This is a genomic window from Holophagales bacterium, from assembly GCA_016719485.1.
GTDB lineage: Bacteria > Acidobacteriota > Thermoanaerobaculia > UBA5066 > UBA5066 > UBA5066.
In genome coordinates this window covers 210,367-233,472 of sequence record JADJZB010000023.1, presented here as the reverse complement: position 1 = coordinate 233,472, position 23,106 = coordinate 210,367, and the positions used below count along the sequence as shown (strand labels likewise).

Below are 23,106 nucleotides of genomic sequence, written 5' to 3'. Positions count from 1 at the left end.
CGTGGAACCCGCCCTCTTCTTCTTCTGGGCCTTCGCGGCGGTGACCGTCGTCGGCGCGGTCGGCGTCGTCGTGATGCGGCAGCCGATCCATTCGGCCCTGTTCCTCCTCCTCTCCTTCCTCGGCGTCGCGTGCCTCTACGTCCTCGCCTCCGCCGAGCTCGTCGCCGCCGTCCAGGTCCTCGTCTACGCGGGCGGCATCATGATCCTCTTCCTCTACACGATCATGTTCGTGAACGTCCGCCGCCAGCGGACGGAGAGGTACCTCCACCTGCAGGCCATCCCCGCACTCGGCTTCGGGTTCCTCTTCCTCCTCGTCGTCGGCGGGGTCGTCGTGAACGAGGCGCGCGCGCTCGCCGCGAAGGTGCCTGCGGCCGATCCGAAGGCCCTCGCGACGACGGTCGTGGACGGCGTGACCGTTCTCGGGAACACGCAGGCCGTCGGCTGGATGCTCTACCGCGACTACTTCCTGCCGTTCGAGATCGCCTCGGTCTTCCTCCTCGTGGCGATGATCGGCGCCGTCGTCCTCGGCAAGAGGACGATGGAGAGGTTCGACTAGATGATCACCCTGGCCCACTTCGTCGGCCTCTCGTTCGTCCTCTTCACCATCGGCGTCGTCGGCGTCCTCGTCCGCCGGAACCTCCTCACGGTCCTCATGTCGATCGAGCTGATGCTCAACGCCGTGAACATCAACCTCGTCGCGTTCTCGAGGCAGCTCGGCGACCTGACCGGGCAGGTGTTCTCGATCTTCGTCATCGCCGTGGCGGCCGGGGAAGCCGCGATCGGCCTCGCCATCATCATCTCGCTCTACCGCCTGAAGTCGTCCGTCAACCTCGACGACGCGGCCGAGATGAAGGGCTGAGCCGATGACCGCCTCAGACTTCCTCCCCTGGATCCCCGTCTTCCCGCTCCTCGGATTCCTCGTCAACGGCCTTCTCTACCTCGTGGCGCACTCGAAGCTCGGCGGCAAGGACGCCCCGCTCGGATCGCACGGCCACGGCGACGCGCACGGTGCGGGCCACGCGGCCTCCCACGGCGGGCACGACGACCACGGCGCCGGCCACGGCGGCCACGGGGACCACCACGACATCCCGTTCAAGACCGTCCACACCTGGGTGGGCCCGATCGCATCGGGGCTCTCGTTCGTCTTCGCGCTCCTGGCGATCCTCTCCTGGTGGAAGGAGACGGGCGGCCACCACGAGATCGTCGCGACGCTCTGGACCTGGATCCCGATGGGGGTGAACGGCGGGTGGTTCGGCAGCCCCGAGTTCTCCGTCGACGTCGCGTTCCGGCTCGACCCGCTCTCGGCCCTGATGCTCGGGTTCGTGACGTTCATCGGGACGCTCATCCACGTCTACTCGGTCGGGTACATGGGGCACGACGAGGGGTTCGGGAAGTTCTTCGCCTACCTGAACCTCTTCATGTTCGCGATGCTGACGCTCGTCCTCGGGGCGAACCTGGCGATCCTCTTCGTCGGGTGGGAAGGCGTCGGCCTCTGCTCGTACCTCCTGATCGGCTACTACAACACGAAGGACTTCGCCGCCGACGCCGGCAAGAAGGCGTTCGTCATGAACCGGATCGGCGACGCCGGGTTCCTGATGGGTCTCTTCGCCTGCGTCGCGATGTTCGGGACCGTCGACTTCGGGAAGATGTTCGGTGCGGCGGCTGCGAACCCGGGCGTCTACGCGGCGGGCGGCCTGATGACCTTCGCCTGCCTCGCCCTCTTCGTCGGGGCGACCGGCAAGAGCGCGCAGATCCCCCTCTTCGTCTGGCTTCCCGACGCCATGGCCGGCCCGACCCCCGTCTCGGCCCTCATCCACGCCGCGACGATGGTCACCGCGGGCGTCTACATGGTCGCCCGCTGCAACGTCTTCTTCCGGATCTCCCACGAGTGGGCGCTGAAGACTCTCGGCGAGGACCCCTCCGTCTGGGGCCTCCTGACGCACGACGCCTCGTTCGTCGTGGCGGTCGTGGGCGGCGTGACGGCCTTCGTCGCGGCGACGATCGGCCTCGCGCAGACCGACATCAAGAAGGTCCTCGCCTACTCCACCGTCTCGCAGCTCGGCTACATGTTCCTCGGCTGCGGCGTCCTGGCGTTCGGCGCGGGGATGTTCCACGTCTTCACGCACGCCTGGTTCAAGGCCTGCCTCTTCCTCGGCTCCGGCTCCGTCATCCACGCGCTCTCGGGCGAGCAGGAGATGACCGCGATGGGCGGTCTGAGGAAGAAGATCCCGCACACGTACCGGACGATGCTCATCTCGACGCTCGCGATCGCGGGCGTCCCGGGCCTCGCGGGCTTCTTCTCGAAGGACCTCATCCTCGGGGAGACCTTCCTCCAGGGGCACCCGGTCCTGTGGGTCCTGGCGGCGCTCACCGCGGGCCTGACGGCCTTCTACATGTTCCGCCTCGTGAAGATGACGTTCTTCGGCGAGTACCGCGGGCCGAAGGAGACCTGGGACCACGTCCACGAGTCGCCCGCAACGATGACCGTCCCGCTCTGGATCCTGGCGATCGGAGCGATCGTCGTCGGCTGGGTGGGGATCCCGAACTTCGTCCTCCCGGGCGGGAACCGGTTCGAGGCGTTCCTGCATCCCTCGTTCCCGGCCCTTCCGCCCGACTGGACGCCGCACCCCCACGAGGTCTCGCACGCGCTCGAGTGGGCGCTCATGCTCGGCTCGGTGGCGATCGCGGGCGTCGGCATCCTCCTCGCGACGAAGTTCTTCTACCCCGGCTCGGCCCCGTACGCGCTCCCGGCGAAGGTCGTCGCGGCCTTCCCTGTGGCCTACCGCTGGGTGAGGAACAAGTACTTCGTCGACGAGTTCTACGAGGCGGTCTTCGTGAACGGCCTCGTGAAGAAGGGGGGCCGGCTCCTCTGGGAGATCGACGCCCGCGTCGTCGACGGCCTCGTGAACGGGACGCGCCACCTGACGGTCGGCCTGTCCCACGTGTCGAGCTGGTTCGACAAGACCTTCGTCGACGGCGCCGTGAACGGCGTCGGCGACTCCTTCCAGGCCGCGTACAAGGGCTACGGAAAGCTCCAGACGGGGCAGACGCAGAACTACGCGTTCGGAATGGCCGCGGGCGTCTTCGCCCTCGTCTGCATCTACATCATCTTCGCGTGACGTGTAAGGACGCCGAATGAACGGACTCGGACTCCTCTCCCTTCTGATCCTCCTCCCGACGGCCGGAGCGCTGGCGATCCTCTTCCTCCCGCGGGAGAAGACGGGCGCGATCAAGGCCCTGGCAACCGGCGTCGCGGGCCTGACGTTCGTCGCCTCGCTGCCGCTCTGGTTCGCGCGGGGCTTCCGGGAGTCGGCCGGCTTCCTCTTCCGCGAGGACCTCGACTGGATCCCCTCCCTCGGCGTGAGGTACTCCCTCGGCGTCGACGGGATCGCGGCGCTGCTGATCCTCCTGACGACGCTCCTGTCGGTCATCTCGATCTACAGCTCGTACACCGCGGTGAAGACGCGGGAGAAGGAGTACTACGTCTTCCTCCTCCTCCTCGAGACGGGAATGATCGGGGTCTTCTGCGCCCTCGACTTCTTCCTCTTCTACGTCTTCTGGGAGGTCATGCTCGTCCCGATGTACTTCCTCATCGGGGTGTGGGGCGGACCGCGCAAGCTCTACGCGGCGATCAAGTTCTTCCTGTACACCCTCTTCGGGTCGGTGATCATGCTCCTGGCGATCATCGCCCTCTACTTCTTCAACACGACCGGCTTCCTCGGCTGGAAGGGTCTCGGCAACGCCCCGTCGTTCGACATCCTCCACTTCCACGAGATCGCGCCCCTGATCCCCGCGGACCTCTCGCTCTGGCTCTTCTGGGCCTTCTTCCTCGGCTTCGCGATCAAGGTCCCGATGTTCCCGTTCCACACGTGGCTGCCCGACGCGCACGTCGAGGCCCCCACGGCCGGCTCGGTCATCCTCGCCGGCGTCCTCCTCAAGATGGGGACGTACGGGTTCCTGCGCTTCTCGCTCCCGATCTGCCCGTCGGCGTCGGCCACCTCGTGGGTTCAGATGACCGTGGTCGTGCTGTCGATCGTCGGCATCATCTACGGCTCGATGGTCGCGATGGTCCAGAAGGACATGAAGAAGCTGGTCGCGTACTCGTCCGTGGCGCACCTCGGCTTCGTGATGCTCGGACTCTTCGCGTTCAACAACGCGGGGATGCAGGGCGGCGTGATCCAGTCGATCAACCACGGCCTCTCGACGGGCGGGCTCTTCCTCCTCGTCGGGATCATCTACGAGCGCCGCCACACGCGGCAGATCGCCGACTTCGGCGGGATCTCGCAGGTCATGCCGATCTACGCGACGCTCTTCATGATCGTCCTCCTCGCGTCGATCGGTCTGCCGCTCCTGAACGGCTTCGTGGGCGAGTTCACGATCCTCGTGGGCGCGTTCCTGGCCGACTGGAAGTGGGCGCTCTTCGCGAGCCTCGGCGTCGTCCTCGGCGCGGCCTACATGCTCTGGCTCTACCAGCGCGTCTTCTTCGGCGAGCTGAAACACGAGGAGAACAAGGCTCTGCAGGACGTGAACCTCCGCGAGATCCTCACCCTCGTTCCTCTCATCGTGGCGTGCGTGTGGATCGGCGTCTACCCGAAGCCCTTCTTCGCGATGACGGCGCCCGCCTCGGCGAAGATCGTCGCGGCCGTCGAGAAGGCGCGCGGCGGAGGAGAGGTGCGGATGGCCGACTCCGTTGCCGTGCCGGTCCCCGCGGGCGTCGTTCCCGCGGCTGTCGCCCCGGCGGCCGTCGTCAAGGGGAACTGAACCGTGGCCCTCCCGTTCCCGCTCTCGGACCTGCTGGTCATCCTGCCCGAGCTCGTCCTGACCGAGCTCGCGCTCGGGATCCTCCTCTGGGCGACGGTGGTCAAGCGGGAGAAGGAGAGGGTGCTCGCGTGGGCGTCGCTCGCGTCGCTCGCGATCACGGCAGCCCTCATCCCGGTCGCGGTCCACGTCGCAGGCTCGCTCCCGCGCGCCGCCTTCGGCGGGATGTTCACGCTCGACGGCTTCGGGATCTTCTTCAAGGTCCTGACGCTCGTGGCGGCCGCCGTGACGATCCTCTTCTCGCTCCGTTTCGTCGGGACGTCACCCTACCCGGGCGGCGAGTACTACGCCCTCCTCCTCCTCACGACGGTCGGCATGCTCTTCATGGCGTCGGGGACGCACCTCGTGTCGATCTACATCGCCCTCGAGCTGATGGCGCTCTCGCAGTACGTCCTGGCGGGCTACTTCAAGCGCGAGACGAAGTCGATCGAGGCCGCGGCGAAGTACTTCGTCCTCGGCGCCTTCTCGTCGGGCGTCCTCCTCTACGGCCTCTCCCTGGTCTACGGGGCCACGGGGACGCTCAGCCTCGCCGGCGTCTCCACGGCGCTCGAGACGTCGCCCCGCTCGGGCCTGCTGATGGTCGGCGTCGTCCTCACGGCGAGCGGCATGCTCTTCAAGATCGCCTCGGCGCCGTTCCACGTCTGGGCGCCCGACGTGTACGAGGGGGCCCCGACACCGGTCTCGGCCTTCTTCGCCGTCGGCCCGAAGATCGCGGCCTACGCGATCTTCGCCCGCATCTTCTTCGCCGGCTTCGGCCCCCGCGCCGACGACTGGGCGCCGATCCTGGCGGCGTCGGCCGCCCTGACGATGGTCGTCGGGAACGTCGGCGCCCTGATGCAGAAGAACGTGAAGCGTCTCCTCGGCTACTCCTCCATCGGGCACGCCGGCTACGCCCTCCTCGGTCTCCTCGCCTACAAGGCCGGGGGCGCCGCCGGCCAGCCGGATTCGTTCGGCCTCTGGGCGGTCATGATCTACCTCTCCGCCTACCTCCTGATGACGTTCGGGGCCTTCGGCCTCGTCGTCCTCCTTGAGGCGAAGGGCTACGCAAGCGAGAGCGTCGACGACTTCAACGGCCTCTGGAAGAGAAACCCCTTCGCCGCCGGGGCGATGGTGGTCTTCCTCCTCTCCCTCGCCGGCATTCCACCGACGGCGGGGTTCGTCGGGAAGTACTTCCTCTTCTCGGCGGCCATCAAGGCGGGCTGGCCGGTCCTCGCCCTGCTCGGCGTCCTCATGTCGGCCGTTTCGCTCTTCTATTACTTCCGGATCGTGCGGGCGATGTATTTCGTGGAAGGGGAGGGCGAGCTGCACTGGCGCGAGGAGCCCGCGGTCGCCGTCGCGGTCGGGCTCTGCTTCGTCGGGACGCTCGCCATCGGCGTGATGCCGCAGCCTCTCGTGGCGCTCGCCAAGGCCTGCCTCCTCCCGTAAGGAGACCATGCCCGAGCCGGGGAGGACGCCTGATCCGAACGTCCGCCTCCTCGGCGACGTCCTGAGCTTCGGCTGGGTCCTCCCCGCCTGCCTCGCGGCGGGCGGGGGCCTGGGCTGGCTCCTCGACCGGTGGCTCGGGAGCTTCCCGGCGGCGACGGCCGTCTTCGGGCTCCTCGGCTTCCTGGGGGCGCTCCGGCAGCTTCTCCGCGAGGCGGACGCCCTGGAAGGCCGCCGGAAGCCGCCGGCCGGGCCCGCGGGGGGACCCCGCGGAGCGGGATCGTGAGCCTGGCCATTCCCGCCGCGGAAAGGCGGGTCTTCCGCGCGGCGACGGCCGCAGCCCTCCTCGGTGCCCTGCTCCTCGGGACCTTCGGAATGTTCCGTGAGGCCGCCGCCTTGACGGCTGGAGCAGCCGTGGCTATCGTCTCGGGCCTCTGGTTGTCGGACGTGGCCGGGAAACTGCTCGTTCCCCGTCCACGGGCGGCCACCCGGTACGACTGGAAGTTCGTGGTTCGCGCCCTGCTCCGCTATGCCTTCGTGGGCCTCGCGGCGTTCGGTTCGGTCCTCGCCTTCCAGGGCGAGGTCCCGTGGCTGCTCGGAGGGTTCTCCGCGGTCGTCCTCGGGGTTCTCGTCGAGGGGTTCCGGGGAGTCGCGGCCGGCCGGTCCGAACCAGGAGAAGAGGAAGACGGAACGACTCCCCGGGGGTGAGATGCAGCACCATTACTCGATCCTGTTTGGCCCGGTCAACGCGCTGCTGACGAAGATATTCGGCTCGCCGGAGAATGCCCCGTCGTGGTGGCTGCACGGTGTCACGATCGGCGGAGTCCACATCGGCGGGATCGCGCCGGTCGACCACGCCACCGGTGCGGCGGCCGGATGGGTGCCGGACCACGTGATCATGGCCTTCCTCGTCTTCCTCGTCTTCGCGATCGCGCTGCCGATCTTCGCGAGGAAGTACCGGAGCGACGTGCCGGCCGGGACCCAGAACGTCCTCGAGGTCTTCGTCGAGTTCCTCAGGGGCCTCATCAAGGAGAACATCCCCCACAGCGGCGAGAAGTACCTGCCCGTGGTCGGGGCGTTCTTCTTCTTCATCGCGGCGTCCAATCTCATCGGACAGATCTTCGTCCTGCAGCCGCCGACGTCGAGCCTGAACACGACGTTCGCCCTGTCGCTCTCCTGCCTCGTCTTCTTCAACGGTGCCGGGGTGAGGGCGCACGGGCTGATGGGCTATCTCAAGACGTTCGCGGGACCGAGCGCGGCGCTCGCGATCCTCGTCTTCCCGATCGAGATGATCGGGAACCTGGCGCGGGGACTCTCCCTGGCGATGCGTCTCTTCGGGAACATCTACGGCGAGCACACGGCGACGAACCAGTTCGTGCAGCTCGTGCCGCTCCTCGTTCCGATGCCGATGAACGCGCTCGGGATCTTCGGATCCTTCCTCCAGGCCTACGTCTTCACCCTGCTGACCACCGTCTACATCGGGGGCGCCATCGCCCACGAGCACTGATCCGCACTTCACCGAACCCGAAAGGAGCCCGAACGAAATGATCAAGAAGCTTCTCCCCGCCGCCGCGGTCGTCGGCCTCGCCCTCCTGCTCCCGAACCTCGCCCTCGCGCAGGAGGCCGCCAAGGCCACCGGCGGCGGCGTGGGCTGGGGCCACCTCTCAGCCGCCCTCGTCCTCGCCATCGGCGCGGCCGCCGGAGCCACGGCCCAGGGCCGCACGGCCGTCGCGGCCTGCGACGGCATGGCGCGCAATCCCGGCGCCGCCGGACAGATCCGCGGCATCGCCTTCCTCGGCCTCGTCCTCATCGAGTCGCTCGTCATCTACACGCTCGTCATCGCCTTCCTCCTCTACGGGAAGTGACCCGGCGGGCCCTCGAGGCCCGGACCGAGCAAGGCCCCGGCGGTGCGCCGGGGCCTTGCCGTTCCCCAGGGAATCCGGAGGGCCCCTTCGAGCGTTGAGGTACTGATGGCCCTCTTTCGCTTCCGTCTCAGCCCGGCGCCGAAGGCTTGGGATTTTCGCTCGGGGGACCTGCCGTACGCGGACGCCCTTTTCGGCACCGCCCTGCGCCTGACCCGGAATCGGCAGGACGCCGAGGACCTCCTGCAGGAGACCTACCTCCGGGCCTACTCCCACTACGACGGCTTCCGGGAAGGGACGAACCTCAAGGCCTGGCTTTTCCGGATCCTCAAGAACGGGTTCATCAACGGGTACAGGCAACGCAAGGCGGGCCCCCGCGAGGTCGATCTCGAGAGGGGCGGAGCGTCCTTCGAGTCCGCCCTCGAGGACGTCACCCCGCCGGCGCCGACGCCCGAGGACGACCTGCTCGACCGGACTCTCGACGGCGATGTCGCCCGGGCGCTCGGGTCTCTTTCGGAGGACTTCCGGATCGTCGTCGAGCTCGTCGACCTCCAGGACTTCTCGTACCGCGAGGTGGCCGACATCCTCGAGATCCCTCTCGGTACCGTGATGTCCCGCCTCTATCGAGGCCGCAGGCTCCTCGAGGAGGCTCTCCTCTCGTACGGGCGTCGCAGGGGCTACTTCGGCGCCGGCGTGACGCCAGGACGGACCCGGCTCGCCACGAAGACCGGCGGCAGCGAGTCGCGCGACACGACGGAATACCGCGTCCGGCGCCGACGTTAGTTTCCGCAGGAGCGCCCTTCCGGGCCCGCCACCATGGACTGCGAAGCCGCCGAACCCCTCATCGAAGCGCTCTGTGACGACGAGCTCGACGTCGCAGCCGCGGCGAGCCTTCTCGCGCATCTCGAAAGCTGTGCCGGATGTGCGTCCCTTCGCCGGGAGGTGGAGACGCGGAAGGCCGCCGTGCAGGAAGCCCGGCCGATCGACCGGCTTCCGGACGAGGTGAGGGCCCGGCTCGTCAGGCAGGTGGGGCGTAAGGCGCCTTCGCGGCGGAAGGCGTCCTGGGCCGTCTCGACGGGGCTGGCTGCGCTGGGCCTCGTCGCCGGCGGCGTCGCGGGAGGTTTCGTCCTGAGGCACGTTCCGCCCCGGCCACCGGCCCTCGCCGACCTGCCCGTCGTCCGGGAGGTGGCGGGAGAGGTCTTCTGCCTGCGCTGCGCCCTCGCCAGCCTCTTTCCCGACACGCCGGTCCTGGACCAGCGGCACCTGCCCGTCCTCCGGACCGACGAGGGAGAGGTGATCACCCTCCTCGACGGGCCGGTCACCGAGGCCGCTCTCGCGAGGAAGGGTTGCGCGGGCCGGCGGGTCGTCCTCACGGTGCGGCTCTACCCGGTGCAGGAGATTGCCGAGGTCCTGTCGGTTCGCGCGGTCGGCCCTTCCTCCGTGCCGCCGCCCCGCGACGCCGTGACCGCGGCGGCAGCGCGCGTGGCCGCCGCGCCGCGCTGATCGGGCTGGTCTAGACTGGGCGGCGTGGTGCAAGAGGAGACCGGCCGCCTCGTCCTGACGCTCTCCCTGGCGGCCGGAGGCGTTGCCTTCACCGCCGGAGCCGCCGCGTCGCTCGCCGCGGCCTGGGCGGCCTCGGGTTTCGGCAGCCCCCTGGAACGGGTCGTCGTTCTCGACGTCGGCATCGCGGCCTCGGCCGTCGCGGGCCTCGTCGCGGGGGCTCTCGTCGCGGTCCTTTCGCAGCGGCCCGTCGTCCGCCTCTCGCGTGCTCTCGACGCGGCCCGCCAGATGGCCGAAGGAGACTTCGCCTCCAGAGCCCCGGAGGGAAGCGATCTCGCCGGCCGGGTCGGACGATTCCTGAACGCCGTCACGGGACGGGGCGCACAGCTGCTTTCCTCGGTGAAGCGCGAGCACGTCCAGCTGAACCGCCAGGTCTCGGTCCTGCGCGCCGCGTCGATCCGCAACCGCGAACGCGCCGCTCAGGAGCGGACGCGGCTCGCGAGCGCCGCGTCCGCCGTCGGAGGGCTCGACGTCACGATCCGCGCCATCGCGGAGAGCGTCGAGACGCTCGCCGCCGGCTCGGAGGAGACTGCCGCGGCCGTCGCCGAGGTGGATGGCTCCCTCACGCAGCTCCTGGCGCGTTCCGAGGGCCTCCTGTCCGGCTCGACCGAAGGGGCCGACGCGGCGATCTCGCTCGCCGAGGGCGCCGCCGTCCTCGACGGGACTCTCAGCGCGCTCGCGAAGAGGGCCGAGGAGCTCGCGGAGGCCTCGATTCGCAGCGAGAAGGCGCTCGAGAGCGTCCTCGGCTCGGCGCGCGAGGCGACGGGGCACGCGGCCCACGTCGCGACGGAGGCGCGGTCGGGCCGGGCCATCGTGGAGGAGGCGCGGGACTCCGTGGCGGCGATCCGCGTCTCGGCCGGTACGGTCCGGGAAGCGGTCGGGCGGGTCGAATCCCGGTCGAAGGAGGTGGGGAGGATCCTCGAGATGATCGAGGACATCGCCCGCCAGACGAACCTCCTCGCCCTGAACGCCTCGTTCCTGGCGACCCGGGCGGGGGAGCACGGCCGCGGGTTCTCGGTCGTCGCCACCGAGATCCGGCGCCTGTCGGAGCGGACCTCCGAGGGCGCCCGCGGGATCGGCGCCCACGTCTCGGGGATGCGGGACGAGGTGGACGCCGCCCTGGCTGCCGCGGACGAGGAAGGGCGCCTCGTAAAGCGAGGGGTCGAGACGGCGACGCGGGCCGGGTCCGCGCTCGCGTCCATCGAGGCCGCTGCGGCGCAGGCCGAGGAAGCGGTCTCGGCGATCCGCGAAGTCTCGAGGGCCCAGGCGGCCACGGTGGCGGGCACCGCCGCCTCCGTCGCCGAGGTGCGCGAGGGGCTCCGGGCGCTCGCCGAAGAGGGCCGGCGAAACACCCGGGAGGCCGAGCGGATCCGCGAGCTCGTCGGCCGCGTTCGCGACCTCGCCGGGTTCGTCGAGAGGACGGTCCAGGAGCAGAAGGGGGCCGCCGGACAGATCGCCGTCGCGGCCGAGCGATCGGTCGGCCTGATGCGCGACATCCAGGACGCCGTCGGGCGCCAGACCGCCGACAGCCACCGCCTCCTGTCTCTTCTCGCGGAAGTCGAGGGGATGAGCCACGAGACGCTGGCCTCGGCGTCCTCCGTCGACGACGCCACGGCCGCGCTCGAGACGCTCGCAGGCTCGCTCGAGGACGAGGTCGGGCGCTTCCGGGTCGACGTGGAGCTGCGCGCCTCTTGACGCTCTCCCGGGTCCTCGCGTTCCGCGCGGCCGGCGTGGCCTGCGCGGCCGACCCTGCGGACGTCGAGAGGATCCTGCGGCCGGGCCGGCTCCTCCCGGCGCCCGGCGCGCCCGACTGGATCGCCGGTCTCGTCGCGGGGCCCCGGGGACTCCTGGCCGTCATCGACGTCGGCCGTCGCCTCTTTCCGTCGCTTTCGGGAAGTCCCCCGCGGGACCTCCTCGCCGGGACTTTCGACGGCGTTCCCGCCGCCCTGGGCGCGGACGAGGTGGAGGGGATCCTGCCTGTGACTGCGGACGAAGTGCCGCCGCCGGAAGGCCTCTCTCCCGGCGTAGCGGCGTGCCTGAAGGGGGTCGTCGTCGCCGGGGGCGAGCGCCGTCTCCTCCTCGACGTCCGCCGCCTCGTGGCGGGAGACGTCGAGGTCGCCAGGGTCGTCGAGGTCGTGGAAGCCGCGACGCGCGCGGCGGGTCAGATCGGGAGCGTGTCGGCGGAGCGGCGCGACCAGTCGTCGTAGAGGAGCCCCAGGACGACGACGTCGTGCCTCTGGCCGTGCGCGAAGACCCGGCTCTTCAGGACCCCCTCCTCGACGAATCCGAGGCGCCTCATGACGGCCCGGGCTGCGGTATTCCCCGCCGCCACGAATGCCTCGATCCGGAGGAGCCCGCGGTGGAGGAAGAGGTAGGAGACGAGGGCCCTGTGGGCGTCCGTCCCGAAGCCCTTGCCCCGTTCGGCCGGCTCGAGGATCGTGGCGGAGATCCGGGCGACGCGTGAGTGAAGGTCCACCTCGTCGACGCCGGCGAGGCCGACGCGCCGCCCGGCGCGATCCTCGATGACGAGACGGGTGAAGTCCTCCGCGAGGAGTCCGTCCTGCTCGAACCGGCGCCGGAGGCTCTCGGCCTCACCGATGAAAAACGGCTCGAACTCCCCGAATGCCGAGGGCTTGCCACAGGCGGTGACGATCCAGTCGAGGTCCTCGGACCGCGCGGGACGGAGGCGGACGACGGCCCCCGCGAGCACTACATCCTCTCCGGAATCGGGACGCCGAGGACGCCGAGGACGTCGTCGAGCGTGGACTGGACGAGCTGGATCGCCGCGCGCCGGGTCCTCCGGCTCTCGTCGTTCTCGGCCTGGAGGATCGGGTGCGTGTGGTAGAGGTGGTGGAACGCCGTGCAGACGGCGAGAGCGTGCCGGACCAGCAGCGAGACCTCGAGCGTCTCGGCCGCCTTCTCGAACGTCTCCAGCGTGCGCCCGCAGGTCCTCACGACGTCCCAGAGACCGTCGTCGAAGTGGGCGGCGTCGAGGGTGGCGACGGAGGCGGCCTCGGCCTCGTCGAGGCGGCCCGGGAAGCCCTTCTCCTCGAGCTTCTTGAAGATGTTCGCGGTTCTCACGGCGGCGTACTGCAGGTACGGCCCCGTGTCCCCTTCGAAGGCGAGGGCGTCGTCGAAGTCGAAGGCGATGACCTTGTTCCGCGAGAAACGGGTCATGTAGACGCGGAGGGCGCCGATGGCGATCGCCTCGGCGCGGGAGAGATCGACGGGGGCTCCCGGCTCGCGGGCGAGGATCTGCTCGAGCGCCTTCTCGACGAGGCGTTCGACGAGGTCGTCGGCCTTGACGCCGAGCCCCTTGCGCCCGGACATCTCGAGGTAGGCCTTGCCCCGGTCCTCGTCGGAGAGAACGACGCCGAGCGCCTCGGCGGATCCCGGGGTCAGTGCGACCATCTCGTAGGCGAAGTGGACCGAGCGGTCGGCCCCGTCGGCGAACCCGGCGCGCCGGACGGCCTCCTTGACGACCTTCTGCGGGTACGACTGCCTCACGTCGATGACGTTGATGACCGCGTCGCCGCTCCCGTACCGGCCCTTCGCCTCCGGGTCGGCCCCTTCGGCGTCGGGGCGCGTCCGGTAGAGGGGCGTCACGCCGTCGGAGGCGACGAACTCCGGCCCGCCGAACGGCGTGACGTACGGCGTCACCTCGTACTCGAAGTCGATCCCGAGGACGCCGAGCTTCCAGAGCTGGTACGCGACGTCCTTTCCGGTGTAGGTCACGGTGCCGTTCGACCGGACGAGGACCTTGTCGGCGTCCTCCATCCCCTCGAAGTCCTTCGCCCCCTCGAGCTTCATGACCCAGCAGCCGGCGTTCTTGCCCTCGGTCTCGAGCTGGGTGGCGCCGGCCGCCTTGAGGAGCTCGAACGCCCTCGCCCAGAACTGGCGCCCGAGGATGTCGCTCTCGCGCGGAAGGAGGTCGTAGGAGACGCCGATCCGCTCCATCGTCTTCAGGTGGCAGCGGACGACCGCCTCGGCGAGGCGGGCAGCGAGCGCCGCCGTCGCGTGCTCCTCCTCGGACATCTCGTGCCCGAGGGCGGCGCCTTCGATGGCGTGAAGAGTGCCCTTCCGCCTCTCCTCGAGGGACGGGTCCGCGGCGTAGCTGCGCGTGACGAGGGCATAGAGGTCCCAGGTCAGGTCGCCGAGCCGCCGGGCGCTCACGCCGGGCGCGTCGTCGGGAAAGGCGGCGAGGATCTCGCGGATCTCCCCGGCGAGGCCGGCCGCTCTCTGGGGCTCGGCGAGGTCGCCGGGGTGCTCGAGACCGACGACGACGTCGGCCACCTGTACTCCGGTGTCGTCGAGGTAGTTCTGGACCTCGACGCGCCTGCCGAGCCGGCGGAAGACGTGGACGAGGACGTCGCCGAGGACGGCGTTCCTGAGGTGCCCGATGTGGGCGGCCTTGTTCGGGTTGATGTTCGTGTGCTCGACGATGACCTTTCCGGCAGCCCCCGCCACCGCCGGGGGCGCGACGAGCATCGCGGCGAGGGCCTTCGGGCGGTCGAGGAAGAGGTTCACGTAGCCGCCCCCTTCGACGGTGCGCCGCGCGACGATCGGCGGGAGCACGAGCGCCGGGGCGAGCTCCTCGGCGATCTTCCGCGGGGGGCGCCGGAGGACCTTGGCCAGCTCGAAGGCGATCGGCAGCGCGAGGTCGCCGTGCTCGACCTTCGGGGGGGTCTCGATGACGAAACGCGGGGGCTCGACGCCCCAGAGGCGGCGGCAGGCGTCCTCGACGGCGGCTTCGACTTCTCTCTTCAGACCAGGGATCACGGCAACCTCGCTCGGAAGCGTTCGGGAGGGAACGCGCGCGGGCCAGCCCGCGCACAACCCTCTATTTTCGCACGCCGCCCCTCCCGGCTAACATCGCACCGTGGAAACGCTCATCCGTCGCGAGATCCTCGTGAACGCCGAGCCGGCCCGCGTCTTCGGCGCATTCACGGACGTCGGGGAGCTGCTGTCCTGGTTCGCTGACGGCGCCGTCGTCGGGCGCCGGGCCGGAGGCAACTGGGCGATGGGCTGGTACGCCGACGAGGCGTCGGACGAGGGCTACCACGTCCTGGGCACCCTCGACGTCTACGAGCCCCCAACCCGCCTCGTCGTTCGCGACCTCACGTTCTCCACGCCGGAAGGGGACCGGTGGGAGGGCATGGCGCTCTCGGTGACCTTCACGGCCGAGGGCGCAGGGACGCGCGTGACGGTGGTTCAGGACGGGATGGGGCACGGGGCGTCGTGGGATGGTTACGTCGCCGGGCTCGGACCCGGCTGGGAGAGATCTCTGGCCGACCTGCGCGCCTGGCTCGAGGAGGGCCGGAAGCTCCCCGGGCGATGACGCCCGACGCGCCGGGACCGGTCCGTCGACTCGACGCGGGCGCGCCGGCGGCGGCCGGAAGGCGATGCGCGGGGTATTCTCTGACGCGCTTCCCATGAACGCCCGTCCCGCCGTCCTCGCCGCTCTCCTCGCCGGCGCTCTCGCCGCCTCCGGTTGCCGCTCGAGCTCGCCGGGAACGGCGCTGCAGCTCTCGCCGGAACGCTGGCGAGCGGCCGTAGCCGCCCGGGGCGTCGACCCGGGAGACGTGCCGATGCCGATGTACGTCTCTCCCGAGATCCGCCTGGTCGCAGAGCAGCTCGCCGGCCCGGGAGACGACCGCGAGCGCCTGAGGCGCCTGCAGGCCGCGCTCCTCGACCGCAAGAGCTATGCCTTCGAGTACGACACGATCGCCACCTTTACCGCCTCCGAGGCGTTCGCCGCGAGGCGGGGCAACTGCGTGTCGTTCACGAACCTGTTCATCGCCTTCGGCCGCGCAATGGGGATCCCGCTCCAGGCGGGGCTCGTCTTTCGCCGGGCGCGGAGCGAGCGCGAGGGCGACCTCGTCATGGTCTACAACCACATGGTCGCGGTCCACCCGAAGGGGCGCACCAACACCGTCTACGACTTCTACATGACGCGCGACGGGACTCCCGTCGACCTGCGGCTCATCGACGACATCGCCGTCGCCGCCATCTCTGCGAGCAACCGGGGGGTCGAGGCGCTCCGTGCGGCCGACCTCGAGAAGGCTCACGTGCTCCTGGAACGCGCGACGAAGCTCGACCCCACCCTCCCCGACCTGCTCTCGAACCTCGGCATCGTGAAGTGGCGCCAGGGGGACACGGACGGGGCGCTCGCCACCTTCCGCCAGGGGCTGGCGATCGACCCGCACCGACCGGCGCTCCTCCACAACCTGGCGGCCCTCTACATCGAGCAGGGGCGCCGGACCGAAGCGCGCGCCGCTCTCGCCGCCGCCAGCACCCGCGACGCGTCTTCCTACCTCTTCGTCGTCCAGGGGGACCTCGAGCTCGCCGGGGGGAATCCGAAGGAGGCCCTGAAGGCCTATCGCCGGGCGCACCGGGAGAACCCGAAGCTCGTCGAGCCGCTTCTCGGGATCGCACGGACCGAGAGGGCGCTCGGAAACGACGCGGCGGCCCGCCGGGCCCTCCGGAAGGCCGAGAAGCTCCGCCCGGACGACGCGCAGGTGCGCTCGCTCCTCGAGGGGCCCTGATCCGAAGCCCCAGAACCCGGAACGCGTAGGTGGCCCCCCTCTGGGGTATAGTTCCAAGGATGCGCCGGTTCCGGCGAACTCCCCCCGAAAGGACCACGCGGATGAGAAAGCTGCGGCTTCTTGCGACCCTCGTCCCGCTCGTGGCGCTCGCTTTCCCCGCGGCCGCCCAGCTGGAGAAATTCAAGGATTGGGACAAGTCTCCCGAGTTCACCCTCTACGCCACCGAGGACGAGCAGAACGCCTGGAAGGGCGTGAAGTCCGACGAGGAGGCGCAGAAGTTCTACAACCTCTTCTGGGGCAAGCGTCACCCCAACTACCAGACGACCGCCCAGAACGTCTTCCGCGCCCGGTTCGACGCCCTCGTGGCGAAGGCCGACGAGCTCTTCCCGCTCGGGAAGCCGGGTGAAAAGCGGTTCCGGCGGGGGGCGCTGACCGAGCGCGGGAGGGTGCTCATCCTCCTCGGGCCGCCCAAGGCGATGGCCTCGAAGGTCCAGTCCGCGCTCGCGGCGCCCGGGGGCATGGGGTCCGAGGAAGGCGAGGGCCGGTTGCTCGGCGCGGGTGGAAGCGGGACGACGGTCCTGACCCAGTTCCAGTACGAAAAGGAACAGCTCCCGGAGTGGGCCGGCCTGAAGTCGCTCGTCCTGACCTTCACGACGGACCAGACGGTGCTGTCCGAGTCGGTCGACAAGCCCTCGGACGTGAAGAAGGTCCAGAAGAAGGCGGTCGCGGCGGCCCTCGTCAACCCGAAGATGACCGAGCCGCCCGTCTACAAGACGCGCGAGGAGCACGAGGCCGAGCAGAAGGCCGCGGCGGAAGCCGCGGCCGAGGCGCTCAAGGGCCCGGTCCTCTCGGCGCCGGTTCGCGCGTCGCTCGAGGCGCTCATCGGCAAGGAGCCGCACGGAGACCTCGGGACCCTCGCGCTCGCGTTCGGCGACAAGGCGACCCAGCTGATGATCCAGCTCGCCGTCCCGGGTGCCGTCGTGGCGTCCGCAGCCCCGGCCGCTCCGGCCGATCCGGCCGCTCCGGCAGCCGCTCCCGCCCCGGCGATGAAGGTCGCCGTCCTCGTCAAGGGCAAGGACGGCAAGGACGCGGCCCGCCGCGAGGAGGCCGCCGTCCTCCAGAAGTCGAAGGGCGACTTCTTCGTCGACTACGCCCTTCGGGTGGAGCCCGGCGACTACGACGTCGCCATGGTTCTCCTCGACGCCTCCGGCGCGGAGAAAGTCTCGGCCCACCGGCCCGTGACCGTTCCGGCCCTCCCGGCCGAGCTCGGAGTCTCGCAGCTCCTCCTCGCGTACAACGACATGCCCTTCGACGGCGCCAAGGGCGACGAGCCTTTCGTCTTCTCCGCACGCAAGTTCGTCCTCCGGGGCGACAACAAGCTCCTGAAGACCGACGGGCTCGCCTACGTGGCGCGGCTCTACAACCCCGCTGTCGACCCCGCGACGAGAAAGCTGAACCTGCGGCGGTCGATCTCGATCAAGCCCAAGAGCGGCTCTACGATCGACGTCCCCCAGCCCCCTGACGAGCCGATGGCCGTTCCGGAGCAGCAGGGGATGTCGACCGCTCTCGTGCTCGACCTGGCGGGTGCCATCGTCGACGTCAATCTCGGAGACTACTTCCGCCCGGGTGAATACACCCTGATCCTCAAGGTTACCGACGTGGTGGCTGGCAAGACCGTCGAGGCGAGGGCCCCCTTCACCCTCCTCGCCCCGCCGCCGACTGCGGCTCCGGCGGCCAAGGGCCCGGCGCCGAAGGCTCCGGCACCGAAGAAGTAAGCCCTTCACGGGTTCCGAAAGACAGGAAGGCCCCGGCGTGCGCCGGGGCCTTTTCGTCGATGGGACGGACCGGGAGGTCCGTTACTCGACCCGGAGATCGACGGAGGTGAGCGCCATGCGGCCGGAGGCGACGTCCCGGACGCTCGCCACGAACCGGATGTTGCCCTTGGCGGTCTTGAGCTGGCTGCGGTGGACGAACGCCTGGCCGCGGGCCTTCTCCCAGTCCCCGGCCGGAATCGTCACGATCACCTTCTCGGGCTTGATCGTCGACCTCGCGCCCGTGTCCTCGGCGGCGGCAAGCGTCACCTCGACGACGGCCTTCCTCGCTCCGCCCTCGTCCCGGAACGTCAGCTCCGCCATCGGAACCTCGACCTGCCAGGGCGCCACGCGGCGGCCCGGCCCGCCCTTGCTCTCGAGGGCGCCGATCCGGAGCGTCGCCGCGAAGTCGCCGATCGCACCGGGGGTCAGCAGTGCCATCTCCACGCGGTCGATCGCGGCCTCGTCGGCCGTCTTGGCCCCGAAGCCGGTCCGCGCCCGCACGACGACGCCCGGGCGGGACGTGCGCACCTCGACCTTCCGGGTGCTCTTGCCGGGAACTCCGCCGAGAGTGACACCCACGGAGTAGTAGCTGCTCGCTTCCCGGTAGACGCGGTCGAGATCGGCGCGGAAGACGTTACGGTTCTCCACGAGCGAACCGCCCGTGTCGCTCGAAAGGGCCACCATGGAGTCGCGGAAGTTCTGCGTGCGAAAGAAGGGGTTCACGGCCGGCGGCAGGGACTGGGAGGCGTCCCCCTCGGCCACGAGCCCCTTGGCGTCGAAGACCTGGATGGTGATTCCGGAGCTGTTGGCCCGCGCGAGGACCTTTCCGAGGTCGTCGCCGATGTCCTGTTCGAACTGGGTGAGGGAGGACGGCCCGTACGCCTGGCTCAGCGTCTGCCCGGGGTACCACTCGTAGCCGTTCGTCACCAGCAGGAGTGTCCGCTTGCCGGAGCGTGCCGCGAGGGCGGAGACGCTGCGCGCGAGCTCGGCGAGGGCGGCCCTCTCCCGCGTGGCGGCCTGGGCCGACCAGCTCCGGAGGATCGACCCGCGCGACCGGGGGCTGGAGAGTCTCAGCTCCTGGATCGTCTGCCTGTACTGCGCGTCCCACGAGAGCCCCGCGGGGGACGCCTTCTCGAGGCGCGAGAGGCCTCCCAGGAGGTCTTCCTTGCTGTTCGTGAAGGGGACGAGAACGCGCGTCGAGCCGGTGTACGAGACGATGGAGGCCCGGTCGGAAGGGGAGAGGCGGAGGACGAAATCGCGCAGGCCCTCGATGACGGAGACCCGCTGCTGCGGAAGAAGGCGATCGTCGTCGAAGTAGACGAGGAACTGCCGCGGGACGTACGTCTCCCCGCCATCGGCCTTCAGCGTGTCGAGGACGAGGTCGGGGGAGGCGGTCGCCAGGTCCGGGCCGTGAACCTCCCCGGCCTCGATGCGTGCGAAGTAGTCGATCGGAACCGGCTTGCCGTCGACCCTCACGACGAAGTCCTCCTTCGTCAGGTCGGTCACCGGTCGGCCGTCCTTCGTCGCGACGACGTCGAGGTCCATGGCCGTGACCTCGACGGCGGCGCGCACACCCGTCGTGAGGGGTGCGGGAGGGGCGTCCGCGCCGCCCGCGAGGCCGGCAGGCCCGAGGAGGAGCGCGAGAACGAACGGGAGGAAGCGTGTACGGGCAAACATGAGTGACCTCCGTTGAAAAGTACGGTGCGGCACGGACCGCGGATCAGAGCCCGAGAACGTCGCGAAGCGCCGCGGCATCCTCCGCGATCTTCTCGGCCAGGCGGTCGTCCACGGCGAGGGAGGAGTAACGGTCGGCGAGCTCCGGGTCTTCGCTCGTCCATTCCCGTCCGACCTGCTCGGCAGCGACCATCTGCTTCGCGAAAAAGACCAGTTGCTCGGCGACGGGACTTCGGCTCGAGACCAGACCGCTCGAGCCGAGGACGTCGGCGAACGGCGCGGGGAGATTCACCTTCCGTGCCAGCACCCGCCCGCACGTGGGGCGGAACCAGGAGAGCGCGGCGGCGCGGAAGGGACCGGGCTCGAAGTCCTCGGCGAGGAGCAGCTTGAGCAGCTCGTAGCTGCCGAGAGGCTCGAGAAGCGCGAGAGTCCACGCGACGCCGGGGTCCTCTCCGGTGGCCGGCGCCACGTGGGAGGCGGCCACTGCAGTGGACACCGCGGCCCGCCGGAGGGCCCTCTCGAGACGCTCCCGCGTCGAGATGGTGGGGGCCTCCTCGGCGGAGAGGAGCTCGAGGAGCCTGCGCAGCGCTCCCGGGCCGATCGCGGCGACCGCGTCGTGGACCGTCGACAGGAGACCCCTCGCGGGAGTGCGCAGCGCGTTTCCGAGGAACAGGACGTCGAGCGTGAGGAACGGGTCGGCCGCGGCGAGGCGGACGACCTCCTCTCCCTCGGCGCCGGCCGCGAGCGCGGCGCGACAGCGTTCCGCGGTGTCGGCGAACAGCGGAAACGGGCGGAACGGTTGCCCGAGCGTGAAGGCGACCTTCTCGGAGAGTCGCCCGAAGACGACGAAACGGTCCCTCCAGACGGCGGCGGACGGGTGCTCGAGCCCGAGCCCCTCCGAGACGGAGAAAAACGCGAGCGCGACGGCCTGCGGGGAGAAGTCCATCTCCGCCTCCCGGGGCTCGCCCGCGGCTTTCCTGGCCGGCGGGCGGGTGCGGGCCGTGTCGTCGATCGAGCGCGCTCCCTCGAGGGCGAGGACCTGGCCCCTCAGGGAGAGCTGGATGCGAAGGAAGTCCTCCGTTGCGACGGAAGGGTCGTAGACGAAGTCGGCACCCCTCCAATGAAAAAGGTCCAGGAGGATCTGGAGCGCGAGCTGCTCGACTGCGGCGGCGAGCTCCTCTCGCGGAAGGAGCCCGCAATCGAGGACGAGCCGCGTCAGGCTTCGCCCCGTCAGGAAGCTGTCGGCGAGGACCTCGTAGACGGCCGGCTCGGGGAGGATCCCTCGCGACGCCAGGTACGTGCCGAGGCGCTCGTCGGGGCGAAGTGAGGACACGAAGACGATCGCGCCGTCCTTCAGGTCGATCGTCCGCCGGTCTTCCCCGCGCGAGATGGTGACCCGCCCGGAGAGCCGGTTGATCTCGAGCCACTGAAGGAGGTCGGCGAGCGAGAAGGTATCGAGTGTACCGTTGAGCGTTTTCGGCACCGCTTCTGCAAGTGTGACACGAAGCGCCGGATGGAGCGCGGCGGAGAAGACCCGGGATGCGGCGCGAGGCCAATGGAGAAGGTGTCTCGCGGGGTGTCCGATCGGAGCTTTTCAAACTAGCATTGGGGCATGTCCACCACGAAGACCGACGCCGTCACCACCTCGGGGATCCCTGTCCGCGCCTCCTACGCCCCGGGAGACGTTCCCGCGGGCTGGGACCCCGGTGCACCCGGCGCGTTTCCGTACACGCGGAGCGCGCAGGCCGGCGGCTACCGCAAGAAGCTCTGGACCATGCGGCAGTACGCCGGGTTCTCCACCGCGAAGGACTCGAACGCGCGCTACCGCTACCTCCTCGCCCAGGGGCAGACCGGCCTTTCCGTCGCCTTCGACCTCCCGACCCAGATCGGCTTCGACTCCGATCACGCGCTCGCCCGCGGCGAGGTGGGGCGCGTCGGCGTCGCCATCGATTCGATCGAGGACATGGAGACGCTCCTCGACGGCATCCCGCTGGACGAGGTGTCGATCTCGATGACGATCAACGCCACGGCGTCGATTCTCCTCGGCTTCCTCCTGGCCGTCGCGCGGCGCCGCGGAACGGACTGGAAGAGCCTCACGGGAACGATCCAGAACGACATCCTGAAGGAGTACGCCGCGCGGGGAACCTACGCCTTTCCGCCGAAGCCGTCGATGCGCCTCATCACCGACATCTTCGGCTTCTGTGCGCAGGACGTCCCGCGCTGGAACACCATCTCCATCTCGGGGTACCACATCCGCGAGGCCGGCTCGACCGCGGTGCAGGAGGTCGCGTTCACGCTCGCCGACGGCGTCGAGTACCTCTCGGCGGCGGTGAAGGCGGGTCTCGACGCGAAGGCGATCGCGCCGCGGCTCACCTTCTTCTTCAACGTCCACAACGACTTCCTCGAGGAGATCGCGAAGTTCCGCGCGGCCCGCACGCTCTGGGCGCGGCTCCTGAAGGACCGCTTCGGCATCGACGACCCGCGCGCGCAGGCCCTCCGGTTCCACGCGCAGACCGCGGGCTCGACGCTGACGGCGCAGCAGCCCGACGTGAACGTCGTCCGCGTCGCCATCCAGGCGCTCGCGGCCGTCCTCGGAGGGACGCAGTCGCTCCACACGAACTCACGCGACGAGGCGCTCGCCCTCCCGACGGCCGACGCGGCCCGCCTCGCGCTGCGCACCCAGCAGGTCATCGCCTACGAGACGGGCGTCGCCCGCGTGACGGACCCCTTCGGCGGCTCCTGGGCCGTCGAGGCGATGACGGCGGAGATCGTCGAGCGCGCCTCCGCGCTCATCTCCCGGATCGACGAGATGGGAGGCGCCCTGGCCGCCATCGAGGCGGGGTACTTCCAGCGCGAGATTCAGGAGGCGGCCTACCAGGCGCAGAAGGCGATCGAGTCGAAGGAATCCGTCGTCGTCGGCGTGAACGAGTTCACGGTCGAAGAAGAGACCCAGATCCCGACGATGTCCATCGACCCGCAGGTCGAGCCCGAACAGGTCGCCCGCCTGGCGGCCTTCCGGGCCCGGCGGGACGAGGCCAGGGCCAGCCGCCTCTGCGCGGAACTCGTCGCCGCGGCGAAGGAAGGGCGGAACCTTATGCCCCCGATCATCGAGGCGGTCGACGGAAACGTCACCCTCGGGGAGGTCGTCGAGTCGCTCAGAACGGTCTTCGGCGACCACCGGGACACCGTGGGGCTCTGAGGCCGGGGTGGAGGCGTCCGGGCGTTCCTGAGAGGGCACCCGGACGGCTCCCTCGAGGCCCGGAATCCGGTCGGCCGGAGACCTCCATGTCGGGCAAAACCGCTGCCACAAACGACCCCCACCTGTGTAATTCGTTTCGGGCCGCTCGGAATGCGGCTTTACGCCGTCCTTACAACTCTCGAAATGTATCAAGTGTATGCAGCGTAATGACT

21 protein-coding genes are annotated in these 23,106 nt (G+C 69.9%); 17 read left to right on the top strand and 4 right to left on the bottom strand.

The features are described from left to right. Position 1: 1 nt before the first annotated feature. The 13 genes from IPN03_16660 to IPN03_16600 all read left to right on the top strand — a co-directional run bounded on the left by IPN03_16660 (position 2) and on the right by IPN03_16600 (position 11,869). Positions 2–556, top strand: a complete 555-nt coding sequence (locus IPN03_16660) for an NADH-quinone oxidoreductase subunit J (protein ID MBK9375304.1) — start codon at positions 2–4, stop codon at positions 554–556. Continuing rightward, positions 557–859: an NADH-quinone oxidoreductase subunit NuoK gene (gene nuoK / locus IPN03_16655; protein MBK9375303.1), complete on the top strand. Its 303-nt coding sequence runs from the start codon at positions 557–559 to the stop codon at positions 857–859. 4 nt (positions 860–863) lie between these two features. Further along, complete coding sequence (locus tag IPN03_16650; GenBank protein MBK9375302.1) at positions 864–3,119, top strand: NADH-quinone oxidoreductase subunit L; 2,256 nt, start codon at positions 864–866, stop codon at positions 3,117–3,119. Between the two features lie 16 nt (positions 3,120–3,135). Next, on the top strand, positions 3,136–4,761 hold the full coding sequence (locus tag IPN03_16645; GenBank protein MBK9375301.1) for an NADH-quinone oxidoreductase subunit M: 1,626 nt from the start codon (positions 3,136–3,138) through the stop codon (positions 4,759–4,761). A gap of 3 nt (positions 4,762–4,764) precedes the next feature. Further along, complete coding sequence (locus tag IPN03_16640) at positions 4,765–6,243, top strand: NADH-quinone oxidoreductase subunit N (GenBank protein ID MBK9375300.1); 1,479 nt, start codon at positions 4,765–4,767, stop codon at positions 6,241–6,243. A gap of 7 nt (positions 6,244–6,250) precedes the next feature. Beyond that, on the top strand, positions 6,251–6,526 hold the full coding sequence (locus IPN03_16635; GenBank protein MBK9375299.1) for an AtpZ/AtpI family protein: 276 nt from the start codon (positions 6,251–6,253) through the stop codon (positions 6,524–6,526). Continuing rightward, positions 6,523–6,948, top strand: a complete 426-nt coding sequence (locus IPN03_16630) for a hypothetical protein (protein MBK9375298.1) — start codon at positions 6,523–6,525, stop codon at positions 6,946–6,948. Before IPN03_16635 ends, IPN03_16630 begins: the two co-directional genes overlap by 4 nt. Position 6,949: 1 nt before the next feature. Next, a complete protein-coding gene (gene atpB / locus IPN03_16625) occupies positions 6,950–7,747 on the top strand; it encodes a F0F1 ATP synthase subunit A (protein MBK9375297.1) in 798 nt (265 codons plus the stop codon). A gap of 40 nt (positions 7,748–7,787) precedes the next feature. Next, entirely contained in the window at positions 7,788–8,105 is a 318-nt protein-coding gene (locus IPN03_16620; protein ID MBK9375296.1) for an ATP synthase F0 subunit C, read from the top strand. A 105-nt stretch (positions 8,106–8,210) separates the two neighbouring features. Beyond that, entirely contained in the window at positions 8,211–8,885 is a 675-nt protein-coding gene (locus tag IPN03_16615) for a sigma-70 family RNA polymerase sigma factor (GenBank protein MBK9375295.1), read from the top strand. 33 nt (positions 8,886–8,918) lie between these two features. Next, positions 8,919–9,605 (top strand): hypothetical protein, encoded by a 687-nt coding sequence (locus IPN03_16610; protein ID MBK9375294.1) that lies wholly within the window; start codon positions 8,919–8,921, stop codon positions 9,603–9,605. Positions 9,606–9,629: 24 nt separating this feature from the next. Beyond that, complete coding sequence (locus tag IPN03_16605) at positions 9,630–11,357, top strand: hypothetical protein (GenBank protein MBK9375293.1); 1,728 nt, start codon at positions 9,630–9,632, stop codon at positions 11,355–11,357. Then, the gene (locus tag IPN03_16600; GenBank protein ID MBK9375292.1) at positions 11,354–11,869 is read left to right on the top strand and encodes a chemotaxis protein CheW; all 516 of its coding nucleotides are present in this window, start codon (positions 11,354–11,356) and stop codon (positions 11,867–11,869) included. Before IPN03_16605 ends, IPN03_16600 begins: the two co-directional genes overlap by 4 nt. On the opposite strand, the gene IPN03_16595 is transcribed toward IPN03_16600, so the two are convergent. Both IPN03_16595 and argS read right to left on the bottom strand, forming a co-directional pair. Continuing rightward, entirely contained in the window at positions 11,824–12,372 is a 549-nt protein-coding gene (locus tag IPN03_16595; protein MBK9375291.1) for a GNAT family N-acetyltransferase, read from the bottom strand. The genes IPN03_16600 and IPN03_16595 overlap by 46 nt on opposite strands. Further along, positions 12,372–14,441, bottom strand: coding sequence for an arginine--tRNA ligase (gene argS / locus IPN03_16590; protein MBK9375290.1), 2,070 nt, complete (start codon positions 14,439–14,441; stop codon positions 12,372–12,374). The genes IPN03_16595 and argS overlap by 1 nt, the downstream gene beginning before the upstream one ends. A 100-nt stretch (positions 14,442–14,541) precedes the next feature. On the opposite strand from argS, the gene IPN03_16585 reads away from it, so the two are divergent. The 3 genes from IPN03_16585 (at position 14,542) to IPN03_16575 (ending at position 17,982) form a co-directional block, all read left to right on the top strand. Continuing rightward, positions 14,542–15,000, top strand: a complete 459-nt coding sequence (locus IPN03_16585) for an SRPBCC domain-containing protein (GenBank protein ID MBK9375289.1) — start codon at positions 14,542–14,544, stop codon at positions 14,998–15,000. A 94-nt stretch (positions 15,001–15,094) separates the two neighbouring features. Next, entirely contained in the window at positions 15,095–16,207 is a 1,113-nt protein-coding gene (locus tag IPN03_16580) for a tetratricopeptide repeat protein (GenBank protein ID MBK9375288.1), read from the top strand. A 101-nt stretch (positions 16,208–16,308) separates the two neighbouring features. Next, the gene (locus IPN03_16575; GenBank protein MBK9375287.1) at positions 16,309–17,982 is read left to right on the top strand and encodes a GWxTD domain-containing protein; all 1,674 of its coding nucleotides are present in this window, start codon (positions 16,309–16,311) and stop codon (positions 17,980–17,982) included. A gap of 81 nt (positions 17,983–18,063) precedes the next feature. Here the strand turns inward: IPN03_16575 and IPN03_16570 are convergent, their stop codons facing one another. Beyond that, a complete protein-coding gene (locus IPN03_16570) occupies positions 18,064–19,698 on the bottom strand; it encodes a VWA domain-containing protein (GenBank protein ID MBK9375286.1) in 1,635 nt (544 codons plus the stop codon). Between the two features lie 43 nt (positions 19,699–19,741). Next, positions 19,742–21,178: a DUF4388 domain-containing protein gene (locus tag IPN03_16565; protein MBK9375285.1), complete on the bottom strand. Its 1,437-nt coding sequence runs from the start codon at positions 21,176–21,178 to the stop codon at positions 19,742–19,744. A 129-nt stretch (positions 21,179–21,307) separates the two neighbouring features. Between IPN03_16565 and IPN03_16560 the strand changes: the two genes are divergently transcribed. Next, positions 21,308–22,894, top strand: a complete 1,587-nt coding sequence (locus IPN03_16560; protein MBK9375284.1) for a methylmalonyl-CoA mutase — start codon at positions 21,308–21,310, stop codon at positions 22,892–22,894. The last annotated feature ends 212 nt before the right edge of the window (positions 22,895–23,106 follow it).

Bases quoted from the DNA above. Each gene is read 5' to 3' on its own strand.
- IPN03_16635 (MBK9375299.1), top strand. From the start codon at position 6,251: ATGCCCGAGCCGGGGAGGACGCCTGATCCGAACGTCCGCCTCCTCGGC.
- atpB (MBK9375297.1), top strand. From the start codon at position 6,950: ATGCAGCACCATTACTCGATCCTGTTTGGCCCGGTCAACGCGCTGCTG.
- IPN03_16615 (MBK9375295.1), top strand. From the start codon at position 8,211: ATGGCCCTCTTTCGCTTCCGTCTCAGCCCGGCGCCGAAGGCTTGGGAT.
- IPN03_16575 (MBK9375287.1), top strand. From the start codon at position 16,309: ATGAGAAAGCTGCGGCTTCTTGCGACCCTCGTCCCGCTCGTGGCGCTC.
- IPN03_16645 (MBK9375301.1), top strand. From the start codon at position 3,136: ATGAACGGACTCGGACTCCTCTCCCTTCTGATCCTCCTCCCGACGGCC.
- nuoK (MBK9375303.1), top strand. From the start codon at position 557: ATGATCACCCTGGCCCACTTCGTCGGCCTCTCGTTCGTCCTCTTCACC.
- IPN03_16610 (MBK9375294.1), top strand. From the start codon at position 8,919: ATGGACTGCGAAGCCGCCGAACCCCTCATCGAAGCGCTCTGTGACGAC.
- IPN03_16650 (MBK9375302.1), top strand. From the start codon at position 864: ATGACCGCCTCAGACTTCCTCCCCTGGATCCCCGTCTTCCCGCTCCTC.
- IPN03_16580 (MBK9375288.1), top strand. From the start codon at position 15,095: ATGAACGCCCGTCCCGCCGTCCTCGCCGCTCTCCTCGCCGGCGCTCTC.
- IPN03_16560 (MBK9375284.1), top strand. From the start codon at position 21,308: ATGTCCACCACGAAGACCGACGCCGTCACCACCTCGGGGATCCCTGTC.
- IPN03_16570 (MBK9375286.1), bottom strand. From the start codon at position 19,698: ATGTTTGCCCGTACACGCTTCCTCCCGTTCGTTCTCGCGCTCCTCCTC.